The organism is Pseudomonas rhizozeae (genome assembly GCF_031583775.1).
GTDB lineage: Bacteria > Pseudomonadota > Gammaproteobacteria > Pseudomonadales > Pseudomonadaceae > Aquipseudomonas.
In genome coordinates this window covers 1-14,626 of sequence record NZ_JAVLSB010000002.1, presented here as the reverse complement: position 1 = coordinate 14,626, position 14,626 = coordinate 1, and the positions used below count along the sequence as shown (strand labels likewise).

Genomic DNA, 14,626 nt, shown 5'->3' with positions numbered 1-14,626 from the left:
AAGGCTCGGTGTACCTTCGCTCCGGCATTCATCCGGGGGCATCGCCCTCCGGTTGGCTTCGCTGGCACCTACATGCGATGAGCCCGACTGCGTCGTGCGGCGCTGCGCGCCAATCCCCGGATGAACACCTCCACTCAGCCTCCCGACGGGGCGGGTGAATCAAAAGCCAGATCAAGATCAAAAGCGCGGCGAGCTGACACTCGACCTGATGGGGTACACAGTCTCTGTGGGTTAGCCCCGAACCCTGTGGGAGCTGCGGTGCGACGGTTCGACTTGCCAGCGATGACGGCCTGCCAGCCAACCAACGACTGTCAGATGTACCCAAACCAAAACTGTGGGAGCGAGCCTGCCCGCGAAAACGCCCCGTCAGACACCCCACGACAATCAGAAACATCCCAACCCCTGTGGCGAGGGACCTTGCTCCCGCTGGGCTGCGCAGCAGGCCCAAATCCAAACAACTCGGATTGTCAGTGAAACCGAGTGCACAGGTTCTAGGGCGGCTGCGCCCCCCAGCGGGAGCAAGCTCCCTCGCGACAAAAGCGAGTCAATACAAACTGTGGCGTCAGCTAATCACCCGAACACGCCCTGCCAGACAACCCGCGACAGTCAGAAATACACCAACCCCTATGGCGAGGGAGCTTGCTCCCGCTGGCCTGCGCAGCAGGCCCAAATCCAAACAACTCGGCCTGTCAGCAAACCCGAGTGCACAGGCACCGGGGCGGCTGCGCCACCCAGCGGGAGCAAGCTCCCTCGCCACACTAGTTGAGTAGCTTCAAGCTGTGGCGTCAGGTCCTGGCGTCCGGTGCGTCCACTCGATCCAGTACTCGGTTCACCACCAACTCTGCCAGCGACACCATTTGCTGAATCGCCAACGCGCTGCTGCGGGTCGAGCCCTCCAGTGCGAACGCCAAATCACTGGCCATTACATTCAGCGATGCCAGGGTTTCGCAGGCATGGGCCAACAAGCTTTCGTCGTCCACATCGGGGGCGACGATGAACATCGTGCTGTGGGTTTTTTTATCAGCGGGTTCTTCGGTGGGAGGGGTTAGGTAATGGTCCAGCGCACGATTGGCCGCGTCGCTGAGTTTTTTCGAGTCCAGGGATTCGTAGGGGGAGACGTCAGCTGCTGCGTTGTCAGTTTGTTCTTTGTCCATGAGTAAGGTCCTTCAATTGAGGATCCTTTCGTATACCGGGCCGCCAAGCCCGATCGCTGAAGAATCAGCGATGACAAAAGACTATGCAGGTCACGTCTGACGAGCAACCTGCAAAACTCGTCGGAATTTTCCCTTTTCCGTCGTAAAACAAACGCGTGCGCACCTACCATCCCAGGCGATTCGGATCATCCCTACAAGCAACACCGAATCTCCCGGCATCCGCTGGCGGGCGGAATCGCCAAAGTCCCCAGATTTCTGCTGAGCGGACCGAGCATGAGCAAACTCATCCCCGAATTTCAGTTTGCCGGTGAGAGCGGTGAAGTCGTCGAAGCTATTGCCTGCGTTTTGGTTGTGAGCAAGCTGTTGGCCGCGGTTATGGGGGATGCGGGTGGCCAATTTGGTGAGTACGCAGGCGAGAAATTGAATGAGGTCTTGGAGTGATGACCTTCGATCAGTTAATGGGTGTGTCAGGTATCCCGATAACGCTGTTGTTTTTCCTGAACTACGCATTTCTGGCGTACGTGGCTACGTATAAACTTCGGGACATTCAGAGTTATTTTCCGCATTCCCGTTTTGTCGCGTCACATCGTTGGGATGCCGATATCCCCATTATTCTCAGGGCTGGAAAGTTGGTGTTGATCTGGTCGTTACCGGTGTTCGAGTCATTCCGCAGGCTGGATCCGCCTTCAATGGTAGATGTGAAAAATTTCCCAAGACGACTTCGTTGCTGGGTCGTCATTCCGGGTTACATCAACGCAATTTGCATACTCTGGGCCGCGTGCATTGGGCTGTGGATATTTGTGAAGGGTTACTTTTGATTGCGGCTTTCACCGATCACATCTTGCTCGTTCTTTGGGGGCTGGTTTTTCTTCTGCTTCTTCTCAGCCAAGCCGTCATTTTATTTGCTGGCTACCGCAGGCTCGATCAAATAGAGGTCCACTTTACTGCGTCCAGCCTAGTCAGTATCAGTCGCAAGATCGCGGGCAATGGGCCGATCGGCAGGATGAAAAGAGTCAGGCTTGTCGGGGCGTTAACCGGGAGTTTCTATCAGCATCAGATGTTGGACCCCCGTGCGTTTATGGAAGCTGAAGCTCTGCCAAACCCGCTAAGGAAATGGCTGGCGATTCCAAGAAGGCTGATTCATACGGCAATCTTCCTGGCGGTATTAGCCATGCTTGGAAACGGAGGATTGTATTTCCACGAGGTGACTGCCAGCGCGATGGGAGACTCAAAACTGGTCTATATCGCGGCGTGGCTCGCCCTTATTTCCTCGACCGCTATGATCATCCTGTTCCGCGTTTATCTCGGTTACTTCAAGCTGGAAGAGATGGAGGCGTTACTGGGAACCTCTTATTTTGTTGGCCGAAATCGCCGAGTCATGGGGGATGGGCTTTATGCCCGCCATTACCGGCTGACCCATCTATCGCTCCTGCTCTCGGCCGGCCAAAAATTTCTGCTCGATACCGATCCGCACGCCATTAACGAAGTCGAGCAATTCCCTTTGCACCTGCGTCGCCTGATCGTCATTCCTCACCGGATGCTTGCTTACTCATTCTTAGGTTTTTTCGCACTTTGGTTCGTAGGTCGGTACCTGGGAGCGTAGGGCCTGCTCGTTGTGCTGTTTACAACTGATAACTAAAACTAATGCTATACCGCGGTCGCCGATTAAACGTATCCAGCGCTTCATCCGACATGGGCTTGGCCGCTTCCAGTGCGACGTTGTAGTACTTGGCGTCGCCAAAGCGCAGGCCTACTGCTGCCGATGACATGTCGTTGCCCTGGATCGGCAGTTGGTTGAACCAGGTTTTGGCGCGGTCGAGGACGATGTAGGGTTGCAGGATGCGCACCCAGTTGCCGGCGCGGTTGAAGCTGTAGTTGACCTCGTACGCTACGCCCCAGCCTTTGTCGCCGGAGGCTTGGTCGTCGGGGTAACCGCGGCCGAAGTTCTGGCCGCCGAACACCGCGCGTTCGCTGTCGGGCAAGGTGTCGTCGCTCCAGTACAGCGCGGCCGACAGCACGCCTTGCCAGTTGTCGAAGAATTTGTCGCTCTGCACCCCGGACAGGCGCAGGCGCAGGAAGTCCAGGTCGTAGCTGTCGTTGTTGGTCCGCGCGCCCATGCCGTCTATGCCCTGGTAGACGCCGCCGCTGAGGATGCGCAGTTGTCGCTCATTGGCTTTGCGCCAGTCGCCTTCGAACGCAAGGGCGCGGATGTCGGTGCGTTCTTCGACGCTTAGCGGGAAGCCGACCACGTCGTAGCGGGTCTTGTCGTTGACTGCGTACAGTCGCGATCCGGCGCTCAGGAGTTCGTTGGGCGAAGCGATGAACGGGTGGCTGACGCCGATCGAGTAGCGGTCGTTTTCGCGATGGGATTCCAGCTCCAGACCGTTATCGAGTTGCAGATTAGTGCCCGGATCGGCGCGATAGCGCGAGGCGGACAAGCTCAGTTGTGTGCCTTCGGCGTTGAGGAATTGGTTGTAGTCCAGGCGATAGTATTTTTCGTGATCATCCCCCGGCGGAAACAGGCCGCTGAGGCTGATCTGCTCGCCCATGGCGGTTTGCGAGTTGCTGCTGACGCCAAGCAGGGCCTGGGTGCCATTGCGGTTATCTTCGGTGGTGCTGAGGCTGCTGGTGAACGGCTTGCGGCTGGCCTGGGCGATCAGGGTCGAGGCGCCGTCGGTGGTGCCCGGTGGCGGCACTTGCGCTTGCAGGGTCACGCCCGGCACGCGGCTCATCAGCGTGCTGTAGCGCTCGAAGGTCTTGCGGGTCAGCGGCCGTTCGGCCTGCATCTTGGCCACCAGTTTGTCGAGCAGGCCTTTGACCCGCCCGACGTCACCCTGCAACCGGAAGTCCTTGATGTACCCCTCCACCAACACCACGCGGACCACGCCGCTGTCGAAATTCTGCTGCGGCAAAAACGCATAGGACAGCAGGTAGCCGTCCTGCTGATAACGACGGGTGATGCCGCGAGTGGCTTCGATCAACTCGGCCAGGCTGATCTCTCGGCCGAGCAGCGGTTTGTACTGTTCGGCCAGTTCGTTGAGCGGGTAAACCGTGCCGCCCTCGATCTGCAGGTTCTTGATGGTCAGTTTGGTGTTCATCAGCAACGGCTGCGCTTCGGCGGCGCCGGGTTCCGGTACCGAGAGCGGCGTGGCGCTCGGGCGATAGGCATCGGCGGGCAGGTTGGGCACCGGCAGATTGCGGATGGTTTCGTTGCTGTTGAGGAAACTGGGGAGGGTGTCGGCGAGCGCACAGAAACTGACGGACAGCAACAGCAAGGAAGCCAATACGCGCATAAGACACTCCATGGTCAGACCGCTGCGGCGCTGGATTTTCAGGCTCTTGGGCCCGATTCAGAGGCCGCGGGCGGGTGATCTCCTGAAAAGAAAAAAGACGGAAGACTCAGATGAATCTTCCGTCTCCAACCAAGCGTAGGCGCTGAAGGTGAGGCCGTCGAATCGGCCAGGTGCAATTTAGCGATTGTTGCCTTTGAGGGCGCCAGTGAGGCCGCCGAGCACGCCACCAAGGCCACCGCCAGCGGCGCCGCCAGTGCCGCCGTTGAGCAGGCCGCCAGTCGCGGCGACGGTGTTGCCCACAGCGGTGACGGTGCCGCCGACTGCTGCGGTGACCGGGTTGGCATTGCTGGCGGCGATGGCGCCACCGAGGTTGCTGACCGCCGCACCGGCCTGGCCGGTCAGGGAGGCGACCGGGCTGCCCAGGCCAGTGGCGGCACCGAGGTTTTGCGTTACGCCGGTGACGGCGGTGGTGACGGGGTTGAGTGCCTGGCTGATCCCGCCGCCGAGGCTGGCCAGCGGTGCGGTGGCGCCGGTGTTGGCGATGCCGGTACCGCCCAGTGCAGAACCGAGGCTGGCCACGGTGCCGCCGATGTTGGCACCGACGCTGCCACCGGCACCGACCACGCCGCTGCTGGTGCCTGCGGTCAGACCGTTGCCGACGTTAACCACTGCGCCGCCGACGGTTTCCAGCAGGCCAGTGCCGCCCAGCCCGCCGCCGATGCCGCCGCCACTGCCGGTGCCGTTAGACACCAGGCCACCGGCCTTGCCGACTGCGTTACCGGTGTTGCTCAGGGCCGCGCCGAGGGTAGTGGTGACCGAGTTGCCATTGCCGGCAGCGCTCAGGTTGTCGCCGACGCCGTCGACGGTGTCGCCGACTTTTTTGATCACGCCTTTGAGGGGATCACCCAGTCCGGTGGCGTCACCGATTTTGTCGGTGGTGCTTTCCGCCAGGGCAATCACCGGCACCAGTTTGTTGCCGACTTCGTTGGTCAGCGACCCCAAGGGGCCGCTGCTGGTGGCGGTGCTCAGGGTGTCGCCGAGCATGGTGACTTTCTCGCCGACACCGTTCAGCACAGGCGCCACTTTGGTGACCACGCCGCCGACCACGGGGATGCTGCTGGTGGCGGTGTTGAGTTTGGCGCTGAGGTCCGACACGCCGTCACCCGCGTCGGACACGATGCCACCGACCACTGCGGTGGTTTTGGTCAGTGCGGCAGGGTCAGTGCCCAGTTTGCCAAGGCCGTTGGCCACGCCGTCGCCGACGGTGCTGACGACATTGCCGGTGGTGTTCACGGCGCTCTGCACGACGCCACCGACCACAGGGACGCCGCTCAACGAGTCGCCGATCTGGCCAACGCCATCACCCGCACCGGCCACTGTGTTACCGACATCTTGCAGCAGCGTGGTGGTCACCAGCGGCGTTACCACCGGGTTGGTTGGGTTGCTGGGGTCGGTCGGATTAGTTGGATTAGTCGGATCAGTCGGGTTGGTTGGCGTGGTTGGATCGGTGGTGCCGCCACCGCCGCCCGTGCCTGCGGTGCCATCCGAGCCTGCGCCGCCGGCGCCGGCACCTGCGGTGCCATCGGCGGCCGAACTGCCGGAGCTGCTGTGATGACCGCCACCGCCGCTGCTGCAACCGGCGAGGCCGAGGGCCAGGATCAGAGAAAGGGCGAGTGCTGATTTGCGCGAGATTTGAGCGTTCATTGTTGTTTTCCTTGCACCTGATACAACGTTCGTTGTCTTCGATGGCCTGCTCGGTTCTGTCGCCGGCAGTGCCTTCGTCCGTTGTGCTCATCTCACTCGCAAGGGTGTTTTCGTACCATTCTCAAGTTGGTATTAACCCGTTATATACATCGGCCAAACATGCGGCCTAAGCGCTAATACCTTGGGTGTAATTCACGGCGGTCACGTGGAGAAAAATCTTTTAAATCAATGAGGAGAGATTTTGCGGCGGGGAGGGTGAAGCGCGGGAAAACTTAAGTGATATATACACAATTAACCATATGCGGCGGCGCCAAAAGCTTCGCGAGCAGGCTCGCTCCCACAGGAGATGCGAAATTTGTGGGAGCGAGCCTGCTCGCGAAAGCGGGCGACTAACTGATCGGTTGCCAATGCCCAACCATGTGTTCCAGATCGCCGCTGCCGACCAAGCGCAGATCCCCGCTCGATCCCGCCGCGCTCGCCAGCAAAGTCACTTCGCTGGGCAGGCGTACCGGTTTTTTGAAGTGCACGACAATCTCGACGTTCGACGCGGGCAAGTGATCGCTGAGCGCGGCCAAAGTGCGGGCCTTGTTCCACAGGCCGTGGGCGATGGCAGTGGGAAAGCCGAACAGTTTGGCGCTGGCGGCGCTGAGGTGGATCGGGTTGTAGTCCCCCGAGACCTTGGCGTATTGCCGGCCGATGTCCGCCGGGGCGTTCCAGCGGGTGACTTCATCCAGCACCAGACTCGGCGTTTCTTCCTGAGTGTCGGCGGGCACTTCAGATTCAAGCTTGACGCCCTTGCACAGCATCTGGCTCTGCGCTTCCCACAACAGGCCGAGTTGATCCTCCAGACGCGTCACCAAATCGAACGTCGCACCTTTGGCGTGCGCTTTCAGGTTCTGCACCTGCACGCTGACCCGCCCGTGGCTGACCCCGCCCATGGGGCGTAGCACGCGGATGCGGTTGCTCAGGTGAATCAACCCGAGTAGCGGAAACGGGAAGTCCTTGCTCGTCAGCAACTGCATCTGCAAGGCAAACGCCAGCACATGGGGATAGGTCGGCGGCAGCAAGCCGTCATCGACGAAACCGCAAACCTTGCGATAAGCAGCCAGGCGTTTCGGCTCGACGTCGACGCCACAGCGCAGCCCCTCATCCGGCAGGGTCTTGCCGGTGATCTTGCGCCGGGTCGCGGCGCGCACATACAGCTCGGTGAGGTTCGGTGATCGGCTGAGGTCCTGCCATTCCGTGCTCATGTTCAGGCCCCCAGTACGCTTTGCCCGCAGACTCGCAGTGCCTGACCGGTGAAGGCGCCAGTGCCCGGCTGTGCCAGCCATGCCACGGCTTCGGCGACGTCTTGCGGCAAGCCGCCCTGGCCGAGGGAACTCATGCGCCGCCCGGCTTCACGCAGGCCGAAGGGAATGTGCGCGGTCATCTGGGTTTCGATAAAGCCCGGCGCAACCGCGTTGATGCTGATCCCCCGCTCGTGCAGCGACGGTGCCCAGGCCTCGGCCAGGCCGATCAAACCAGCCTTGCTCGCGGCGTAGTTGGTTTGCCCGCGGTTGCCGGCGATGCCACTGATCGACGCCAGCAGAATCACTCGTGCATTGTCGTGCAGGGTGCCGTTGTCGAGCAGCGCTTTGGTCAGCACTTGCGGGGCATTGAGGTTGACCGCCAGCACCGCGTCCCAGAATTCCGGGGTCATGTTGGCCAGGGTTTTGTCGCGGGTGATCCCGGCGTTGTGCACCAGGATGTCGAGGCCGTCCGGCAAGTGTTCGATCAACTGCGTCGCCGCGTCTTCGGCGCAGATATCAAGGGTGATGCTTTGGCCACCGAGGCGAGCGGCGAGGGCCTCAAGGTCGTTTTTCGCTTGCGGCACGTCGAGCAGGATCACCTCGGCGCCGTCACGGGCCAGGGTTTCCGCGATCGATGCACCGATCCCGCGCGCGGCGCCGGTGACCAGCGCCTTACGCCCGGCCAGTGGCCGCGTCCAGTCCTGCACTTGGGTGGCGCAGGCGTTCAGGCGAATGACCTGGCCGGAGACGAAGGCGCTTTTCGGCGACAGGAAAAACCGCAGCGCGCCTTCCAGTTGATCCTCGGCGCCTTCGCCGACGTAGATCAATTGCAGCACACCGCCGCTGCGCAGTTCCTTGGCCAGCGAACGGCTGAACCCTTCGAGGGCGCGCTGGGTGCTGGCGGCGAATGGGTCGCCGAGGCTGTGCGGATCGCGGCCGAGGATCACCACGTGGGCGCTGGCGTCGAGGTTTTTCATCAACGGCTGGAAGAATTCCCGCAGCTGTTTGAGCTGCTCGTTGCTGGTCAGGTCGCTGGCGTCGAACACCACCGCGCGTACTTTTGGGCCATGGCCGGGAATCCACGGTGTGCCCGGCGCGGATGCGGCGCCATAGCTGTAGATTTGCTCGGTGAGCTTGTGAGCGAAGGCATGCACCGGTTGCACCAGCGGCCCGCCGCCAAGCAGCAGGGCGCCGTCGACCGGCCGCAGGCGCCCGGCCTGCCAACGTTCCAGACGCACCGGCGTCGGCAGGCCAAGGGCGCCGACCAATCGATGGCCGAAGGATGAGTTGGCGAAGTCGATATAGCGGTCAGACATGGAACGCTCTCCAAAAGCTGGGGTTCAAAGTGTGGACCACAGGGGGCAATCAGTCGTTCGATCCACGAGATAAGGCCTACGCTGGAGTACAGCACATGGGTTTAGCAGAGATTTCTGGTTAACGCGGAACCTGTGGGAGTGGGCTTGCCCGCGATTGCGGTGTGTCAGCGCACAACGATATCGACTGAACCACCGCCATCGCGAGCAAGCTCGCTCCCACATGGGAGCGTCCACCGGGGAGGCTGCATTATTTTCTAACAATTACAGGGGGACTTTCATGACTCAGCTGCGCCGCGTCGCGATCATCGGTGGTAACCGCATTCCATTTGCCCGCTCCAACGGGCCATACGCCACCGCCAGTAACCAGACGATGCTCACCGCCGCCCTCGAAGGCCTGATCGAGCGCTACAACCTGCACGGCCTGCGCATGGGCGAAGTGGCGGCGGGGGCGGTTCTCAAGCATTCGCGGGATTTCAACCTGACGCGCGAATGCGTGCTCGGCTCGCGGCTGTCGCCGACTACCCCGGCCTACGATATTCAGCAAGCCTGCGGCACCGGCCTGGAAGCGGCGCTGCTGGTGGCCAACAAGATCGCCCTCGGGCAGATCGAGTGCGGCATTGCCGGCGGCGTCGACACCACATCCGACGCGCCGATCGGCATCAATGAAGGCCTGCGCAAAATCCTCCTGCAAGCCAATCGCGCCAAGACCACTGGCGACAAGCTCAAGACTTTCCTGCAACTGCGGCCCGGCCATTTGATCCCGGAGTTTCCGCGCAACGGCGAGCCACGCACGGGTCTGTCCATGGGTGAGCACTGCGAGTTGATGGCGCAGACCTGGAATATCCCGCGCGCCGAGCAGGATCAACTGGCGTTGGAAAGTCATCAGAAACTTGCCGCCGCTTATGCCGAAGGCTGGCAGAACGACTTGATGACACCGTTCCTCGGCCTGACCCGCGACAACAACCTGCGCCCGGACTTGACCCTGGAAAAACTCGCCGCACTAAAACCGGCGTTCGAGAAAAGCGCCAAGGGCACCCTCAGCGCCGGCAACTCCACGCCGCTCACCGACGGCGCCTCGCTGGTGCTGCTGGGCAGCGAGGAATGGGCCAAGGAGCGCGGCTTGCCGATCCTCGCGTACCTGCGCGACGGCGAAGCGGCGGCGGTGGATTTCGTCAACGGCGCCGAGGGCTTGTTGATGGCCCCGGTGTACGCGGTGCCGCGCTTGCTGGCGCGCAACGGTTTGACCTTGCAGGACTTCGATTACTACGAAATTCACGAAGCCTTCGCCGCGCAAGTGCTGTGCACCTTGAAAGCCTGGGAAGACCCCGAGTACTGCAAGACCCGCCTGGGCCTCGACGCGCCGCTGGGCTCGATTGATCGCCGCCGCTTGAACGTCAAGGGCAGCTCGCTGGCGGCTGGGCATCCGTTCGCGGCGACCGGCGGGCGTATCGTCGCCAACCTGGCGAAATTGCTGGATGCGGCGGGCAAGGGCCGTGGGTTGATCTCGATTTGTGCGGCGGGCGGGCAGGGTGTAACGGCCATCGTAGAACGTTGAACTGACGCTCCCACAGGGTTTCGCGGTGTTGATGAGTCTCGGGACATGGCCTAAGGTCGTCGCTACCGACCTCTGCGACATCAGGCCTTGGAATGACGAGTAACGGACAACTATCCCTCGAACGGGCAATCCCGGCGCTGAGCAGCTTGCCGCGTCCGTTGTATGCGCGGGCGGAAAGTCTGAACGCCGGTTCATGGACGCCGCCGCATCGGCATGACTGGGTGCAGTTCTCCTACGCCATCAGTGGCGTGCTTGGCGTACACACCGCCGAGGGCAGTTTCTTTGCTCCGTCGCAGTGGGCGATCTGGATTCCGGCGGATGTCGAGCATCAGGTGGTGACTTCGATGCGCGCGGAGATGCGCAGCCTGTATGTGCGTCGTGAAGATTGCCAGTGGGCGGACGGTCGTTGCCGGGTGCTGGAAGTCACGCCGCTGGCGCGGGAATTGATCAAGAGTTTTTGCCGGTTGCCCGTGGAGTATCCCGAAGGTGAAAGCCACGAAGCGCGCCTGGTGCAGGTGTTGCTCGACCAGTTGGCGACCCTGCCGGAAGTGGGTTTTTCATTACCCTTACCTCGGCATCCGCGCTTGCTTGGTTTGTGCAATGAACTGATCGCCAATCCGGATCACAGCGTGACCTTACAGGCGTGGGCCGTGCGTTTGGGCATGTCGGAGAAAACCTTGATGCGCTTGTTTCAGCGCGAGACCGGGCTGAGTTTCCGGGGCTGGCGCCAGCGTATGCGCTTGTTGTCGTCGCTGAGCAGCCTGGAGGAGGGCGACAGCGTTACCAACACCGCGCTGGCGTGTGGGTATGACTCGACCTCGGCCTTTATCGCGGCGTTTCGCGGGTTGTTTGGGGTGACCCCGGGGGAGTTGTTTCGCTAGCGGGTTTGGTTGGGACCGCTGCGCGGTCCAGCGGGAGCAAGCTCCCTCGCCACAAAAGCAACTGGCCACAGAGAGCACCTCGCCACAGAGAGCACCTCCCTCGCCACGGGGAGTCGCTCGCGTCTGTTAAATCGGCGTTATCAGGTGCGGAATCGGCGCACCAGGCCATCGAGTTCATTCGACAGCCCCGCCAGGCTCTGCGAGTCGAGGCGTGCGGAGTCGGCCAGTTCGGCGACCCGTTGCGCGTCGCCGTGGATCTGGCTGATGTGCCGGTTGATGTCTTCAGCCACTTGGTGCTGTTGCTCGGCGGCGGTGGCGATTTGGGTGTTCATGTCGCGAATTACGTCCACCGATTCGCGGATCTGCCCGAAGCTGTTGCGCGCTTCGCCGATGCGCGTCACCGACTGCTGCGACACTTCCAGGCTGGCGTGCATTTGCTGGGTGACCTGGCTGGTGCGCTTGGCGAGGTTGCCGAGCAAGCCGTCGATCTCGGCGGTGGAGTCAGCGGTGCGCTTGGCCAGGGCCCGCACTTCATCGGCCACCACGGCAAAGCCGCGACCTTGCTCACCGGCGCGCGCCGCTTCAATCGCCGCGTTCAGTGCCAGCAGGTTGGTTTGTTCGGCGATCGAGCGGATGGTGCCGAGGATTGACTGAATGTCCACGCTGTCGCGCTCCAGTTGCTGCATCGACTGCGCTGACTGTTCGATTTCCTGGCTTAAACGATCGACGCTGCTGACCGCTGCGTCGATCTGTTGCTGACCTTCGCGGGCCTGGCGCTGGCCGCTGTCGGCGGACTCGGCGGCCTGGCTGCACGAGCGGGCCACTTCGTTGGCGGTGGCGACCATTTCGTGGAACGCCGTCGACACCATGTCCACCGCTTCACGCTGGCGCCCGGCGACTTCAGCCATGTCGTGGGAAACCTGGGTCGAGCTCTTCGAGGTGTCGAGGATCTTGGTTGCCGCGCCGCCGATGTGCTGGATCAGACTGCGGATTGCCGAGAGGAACTGGTTGAACCAGTTCGCCAGTTGCGCGGTTTCGTCCCTGCCACGGATTTCCAGGCTCTTGGTCAAGTCGCCTTCACCCTGGGCGATGCCTTCCAGGCCGCTGGCGACACTGCGGATCGGTCGCACGATGACGCTGGCGAAACTGGCACCGACCACCGCAAACACGGCGGCCAGGACGGCAGCGATGATTGCGATCAGCCAGGTCAACTGGGTGGCGGCGCTCATTACGTCAGCCTGTTTGATCAGGCCGATAAAGGTCCAGCCCAGTTGCTCCGACGGCCAGACGTTGGCCATATAGCGCTCACCGTTGAGCTCGACTTCCACCAGGCCTTTGCCAGCCTTGGCCAGTTGCGCATAACCCTCGCCGAGGCCGGCCATGGGTTTGAAGTTGTTGGCCGGCTGTTTCGGGTCCACCAGGATGGTGCCGGTGTTTTCCACCAGCATCAGGTAGCCGCTTTCGCCGAGCTTGATCTGTTTGACGATCTCGGTGAGCTGCTTGAGCGTCACGTCGATGCTGACCACGCCACCGTTAGTGCCGAGCTTGTTGTCGATGGTGCGCACGGTGCTGACATAGGTCGCGTCGTCCTGGGCCCAGTAATAAGCCTCGGTGCGGAACGGCTTGCCGGGTTTGGCCTGGGCGGCCTTGTACCACGGGCGTTGGCGCGGGTCGTAATTGTTGAGCTTGGCGTCGTCCGGCCAGGACACGTAGCCGCCCGCCGCCGTGCCGACGATCGCGTAGGCGTAAGCCGGGTGGCTGGCGCCGAGGTCTTGCAGGAAGGCAAAGACCTGCTTGTCCATCTCGCCTTGGGGAATGGTTTCGGCGTTGGCTGCCATGTAGGTCTTGAGGCTGGCGTCGGTGTTCTTGATCAGCGGTTGTGACGCCAGGTACTCGACGTTCTGGCTGATGCCGTCGAAAAACAATTGCATGGCGTTGCTGACCTGGCGGATTTCCCGGCCGCTGCTGTCGACGAAAGCTTCTTTCGCATCACTGCGCAGGTTCAGCACGACCAGGGTGGCGACCAGCACCACGGGGACACAGGCGATGATTGCAAACGCCCAGGTCAACTTTTGTTTGATGTTCATCCGCGCTCCAGATTTTTTGTTGGCCCACGCAGTGCAGATGACTCGCGGATTATTGGCAGCCGTAACGGTTGGGTCGGTCCTCGATCCTTGAGTGATTCATCGTTTTTTATCGTCGGACGCTTCCTGTCCTCTTTGATGACTTCGGCTGGGGAGCGGGGAAATTGAGGACCGTTGGTAGAAATCCTACGAAGTGTCGTAATCAGATCACAGCCTCTGTCGTAAATGCCCTGCTCGCGCAGGGCCGGCGGATCAGTAAAGCTCGGCTATGATTTTTATCGGCCGCCGAAACGCGCTGGATTCGGCACATTGTGTGCATTGCACAGGTTCATAGGTCGGCAACCCCTCCCACCGATGCGAGGATTGCCGTATAACGAATGACTTTCGCGTGTTTGGTAATAAAGGACCCACAATAAAAGCTGATGAAGACTCCAAAACGCATTGAACCCCTGATCGAGGACGGTCTGGTCGACGAGGTGCTGCGCCCACTCATGAGTGGTAAAGAAGCAGCTGTTTATGTGGTGCGCTGCGGCAACGAGTTACGTTGCGCGAAGGTTTACAAGGAGGCGAATAAACGCAGTTTCCGCCAGGCGGCCGAGTATCAGGAAGGCCGCAAGGTACGCAATAGCCGCCAGGCCCGGGCCATGGCCAAGGGCTCGAAGTTCGGCAAGAAGGAAACCGAAGATGCCTGGCAGAACGCCGAAGTAGCGGCGCTGTTCCGTCTGGCTGGCGCCGGTGTCCGGGTGCCGCAGCCGTACGACTTCCTGGAAGGCGTGCTGCTGATGGAGCTGGTGGCCGACGAGTACGGTGATGCCGCGCCACGCTTGAACGACGTGGTGTTGGAGCCGGATCAGGCGCGCGAGTATCACGCGTTTCTGATCTCGCAGATCGTGCTGATGCTGTGTACCGGTCTGGTGCACGGTGACCTGTCGGAGTTCAACGTGCTGCTGACGCCGACCGGTCCGGTGATTATCGACTTGCCGCAAGCGGTCGACGCCGCAGGCAACAACCACGCGTTCAGCATGCTCGAGCGGGACGTTGGTAACATGGCGTCATACTTCGGCCGGTTCGCTCCAGAGTTGAAGCGCACCAAGTACGCCAAGGAAATGTGGGCGCTGTACGAAGCCGGCACCTTGCACCCGGCCAGCGTGCTGACCGGTGAGTTTGACGAGCCGGAAGAACTGGCGGACGTGGGCGGCATCATGCGCGAGATCGAAGCGGCGCGCCTCGACGAAGAGCGCAAGCAGGCGATTCGCGCGGCAGACGACACCCCGCCGAACAAAGCCGAAGAACCGCCTCCACCCTGGATGCAGTGATTGGCGAATGAAAAACCCGGCTTCGGCCGGGTTT

General features: G+C 61.5%; 10 protein-coding genes and 2 pseudogenes. 5 read left to right on the top strand and 7 right to left on the bottom strand.

Going from position 1 to position 14,626, the window contains the following annotated elements:
* Nucleotides 1–785: 785 nt before the first annotated feature.
* A complete protein-coding gene (locus RG836_RS00615; protein WP_310842330.1) occupies nucleotides 786–1,154 on the bottom strand; it encodes a DUF6124 family protein in 369 nt (122 codons plus the stop codon).
* Nucleotides 1,155–1,427: 273 nt separating this feature from the next.
* Between RG836_RS00615 and RG836_RS00610 the strand changes: the two genes are divergently transcribed.
* Nucleotides 1,428–1,595 carry a hypothetical protein gene (locus RG836_RS00610; RefSeq protein WP_310842329.1) on the top strand — a complete coding sequence of 56 codons (168 nt, stop codon included), beginning with the start codon at nucleotides 1,428–1,430 and terminating at the stop codon, nucleotides 1,593–1,595.
* Nucleotides 1,596–1,878: 283 nt separating this feature from the next.
* Nucleotides 1,879–2,757, top strand: a complete 879-nt coding sequence (locus tag RG836_RS00605; protein ID WP_310842327.1) for a hypothetical protein — start codon at nucleotides 1,879–1,881, stop codon at nucleotides 2,755–2,757.
* A gap of 19 nt (nucleotides 2,758–2,776) precedes the next feature.
* On the opposite strand, the gene RG836_RS00600 is transcribed toward RG836_RS00605, so the two are convergent.
* From RG836_RS00600 to RG836_RS00585, 4 genes are all read right to left on the bottom strand, one after another.
* A complete protein-coding gene (locus RG836_RS00600; RefSeq protein ID WP_310842325.1) occupies nucleotides 2,777–4,447 on the bottom strand; it encodes a ShlB/FhaC/HecB family hemolysin secretion/activation protein in 1,671 nt (556 codons plus the stop codon).
* 177 nt (nucleotides 4,448–4,624) lie between these two features.
* Complete coding sequence (locus RG836_RS00595; protein ID WP_310842324.1) at nucleotides 4,625–6,151, bottom strand: collagen-like triple helix repeat-containing protein; 1,527 nt, start codon at nucleotides 6,149–6,151, stop codon at nucleotides 4,625–4,627.
* Between the two features lie 389 nt (nucleotides 6,152–6,540).
* Nucleotides 6,541–7,401, bottom strand: a complete 861-nt coding sequence (locus RG836_RS00590; RefSeq protein WP_310842323.1) for a MaoC family dehydratase — start codon at nucleotides 7,399–7,401, stop codon at nucleotides 6,541–6,543.
* Between the two features lie 2 nt (nucleotides 7,402–7,403).
* The gene (locus RG836_RS00585; RefSeq protein WP_310842322.1) at nucleotides 7,404–8,756 is read right to left on the bottom strand and encodes a 3-oxoacyl-ACP reductase; all 1,353 of its coding nucleotides are present in this window, start codon (nucleotides 8,754–8,756) and stop codon (nucleotides 7,404–7,406) included.
* A gap of 277 nt (nucleotides 8,757–9,033) precedes the next feature.
* Between RG836_RS00585 and RG836_RS00580 the strand changes: the two genes are divergently transcribed.
* Both RG836_RS00580 and RG836_RS00575 read left to right on the top strand, forming a co-directional pair.
* On the top strand, nucleotides 9,034–10,311 hold the full coding sequence (locus RG836_RS00580; RefSeq protein ID WP_310842320.1) for an acetyl-CoA C-acetyltransferase: 1,278 nt from the start codon (nucleotides 9,034–9,036) through the stop codon (nucleotides 10,309–10,311).
* A gap of 92 nt (nucleotides 10,312–10,403) precedes the next feature.
* A complete protein-coding gene (locus RG836_RS00575; RefSeq protein ID WP_310842318.1) occupies nucleotides 10,404–11,192 on the top strand; it encodes an AraC family transcriptional regulator in 789 nt (262 codons plus the stop codon).
* 140 nt (nucleotides 11,193–11,332) lie between these two features.
* On the opposite strand, the pseudogene RG836_RS27245 reads toward RG836_RS00575, so the two are convergent.
* Both RG836_RS27245 and RG836_RS27240 read right to left on the bottom strand, forming a co-directional pair.
* Nucleotides 11,333–11,929, bottom strand: a pseudogene (locus RG836_RS27245) (methyl-accepting chemotaxis protein); the annotation flags it as partial.
* 261 nt (nucleotides 11,930–12,190) lie between these two features.
* A pseudogene (locus RG836_RS27240) lies at nucleotides 12,191–13,123 on the bottom strand (HAMP domain-containing protein); the annotation flags it as partial.
* 575 nt (nucleotides 13,124–13,698) lie between these two features.
* Between RG836_RS27240 and RG836_RS00565 the strand changes: the two are divergent.
* Nucleotides 13,699–14,592: a PA4780 family RIO1-like protein kinase gene (locus tag RG836_RS00565; RefSeq protein ID WP_310842315.1), complete on the top strand. Its 894-nt coding sequence runs from the start codon at nucleotides 13,699–13,701 to the stop codon at nucleotides 14,590–14,592.
* Nucleotides 14,593–14,626 lie beyond the last annotated feature (34 nt).

Excerpts from the sequence above, each read along its gene's own strand:
- RG836_RS00615 (WP_310842330.1), bottom strand. The coding sequence starts at position 1,154 with ATGGACAAAGAACAAACTGACAACGCAGCAGCTGACGTCTCCCCCTAC.
- RG836_RS00610 (WP_310842329.1), top strand. The coding sequence starts at position 1,428 with ATGAGCAAACTCATCCCCGAATTTCAGTTTGCCGGTGAGAGCGGTGAA.
- RG836_RS00600 (WP_310842325.1), bottom strand. The coding sequence starts at position 4,447 with ATGCGCGTATTGGCTTCCTTGCTGTTGCTGTCCGTCAGTTTCTGTGCG.
- RG836_RS00595 (WP_310842324.1), bottom strand. The coding sequence starts at position 6,151 with ATGAACGCTCAAATCTCGCGCAAATCAGCACTCGCCCTTTCTCTGATC.
- RG836_RS00590 (WP_310842323.1), bottom strand. The coding sequence starts at position 7,401 with ATGAGCACGGAATGGCAGGACCTCAGCCGATCACCGAACCTCACCGAG.
- RG836_RS00585 (WP_310842322.1), bottom strand. The coding sequence starts at position 8,756 with ATGTCTGACCGCTATATCGACTTCGCCAACTCATCCTTCGGCCATCGA.
- RG836_RS00580 (WP_310842320.1), top strand. The coding sequence starts at position 9,034 with ATGACTCAGCTGCGCCGCGTCGCGATCATCGGTGGTAACCGCATTCCA.
- RG836_RS00575 (WP_310842318.1), top strand. The coding sequence starts at position 10,404 with ATGACGAGTAACGGACAACTATCCCTCGAACGGGCAATCCCGGCGCTG.
- RG836_RS00565 (WP_310842315.1), top strand. The coding sequence starts at position 13,699 with ATGAAGACTCCAAAACGCATTGAACCCCTGATCGAGGACGGTCTGGTC.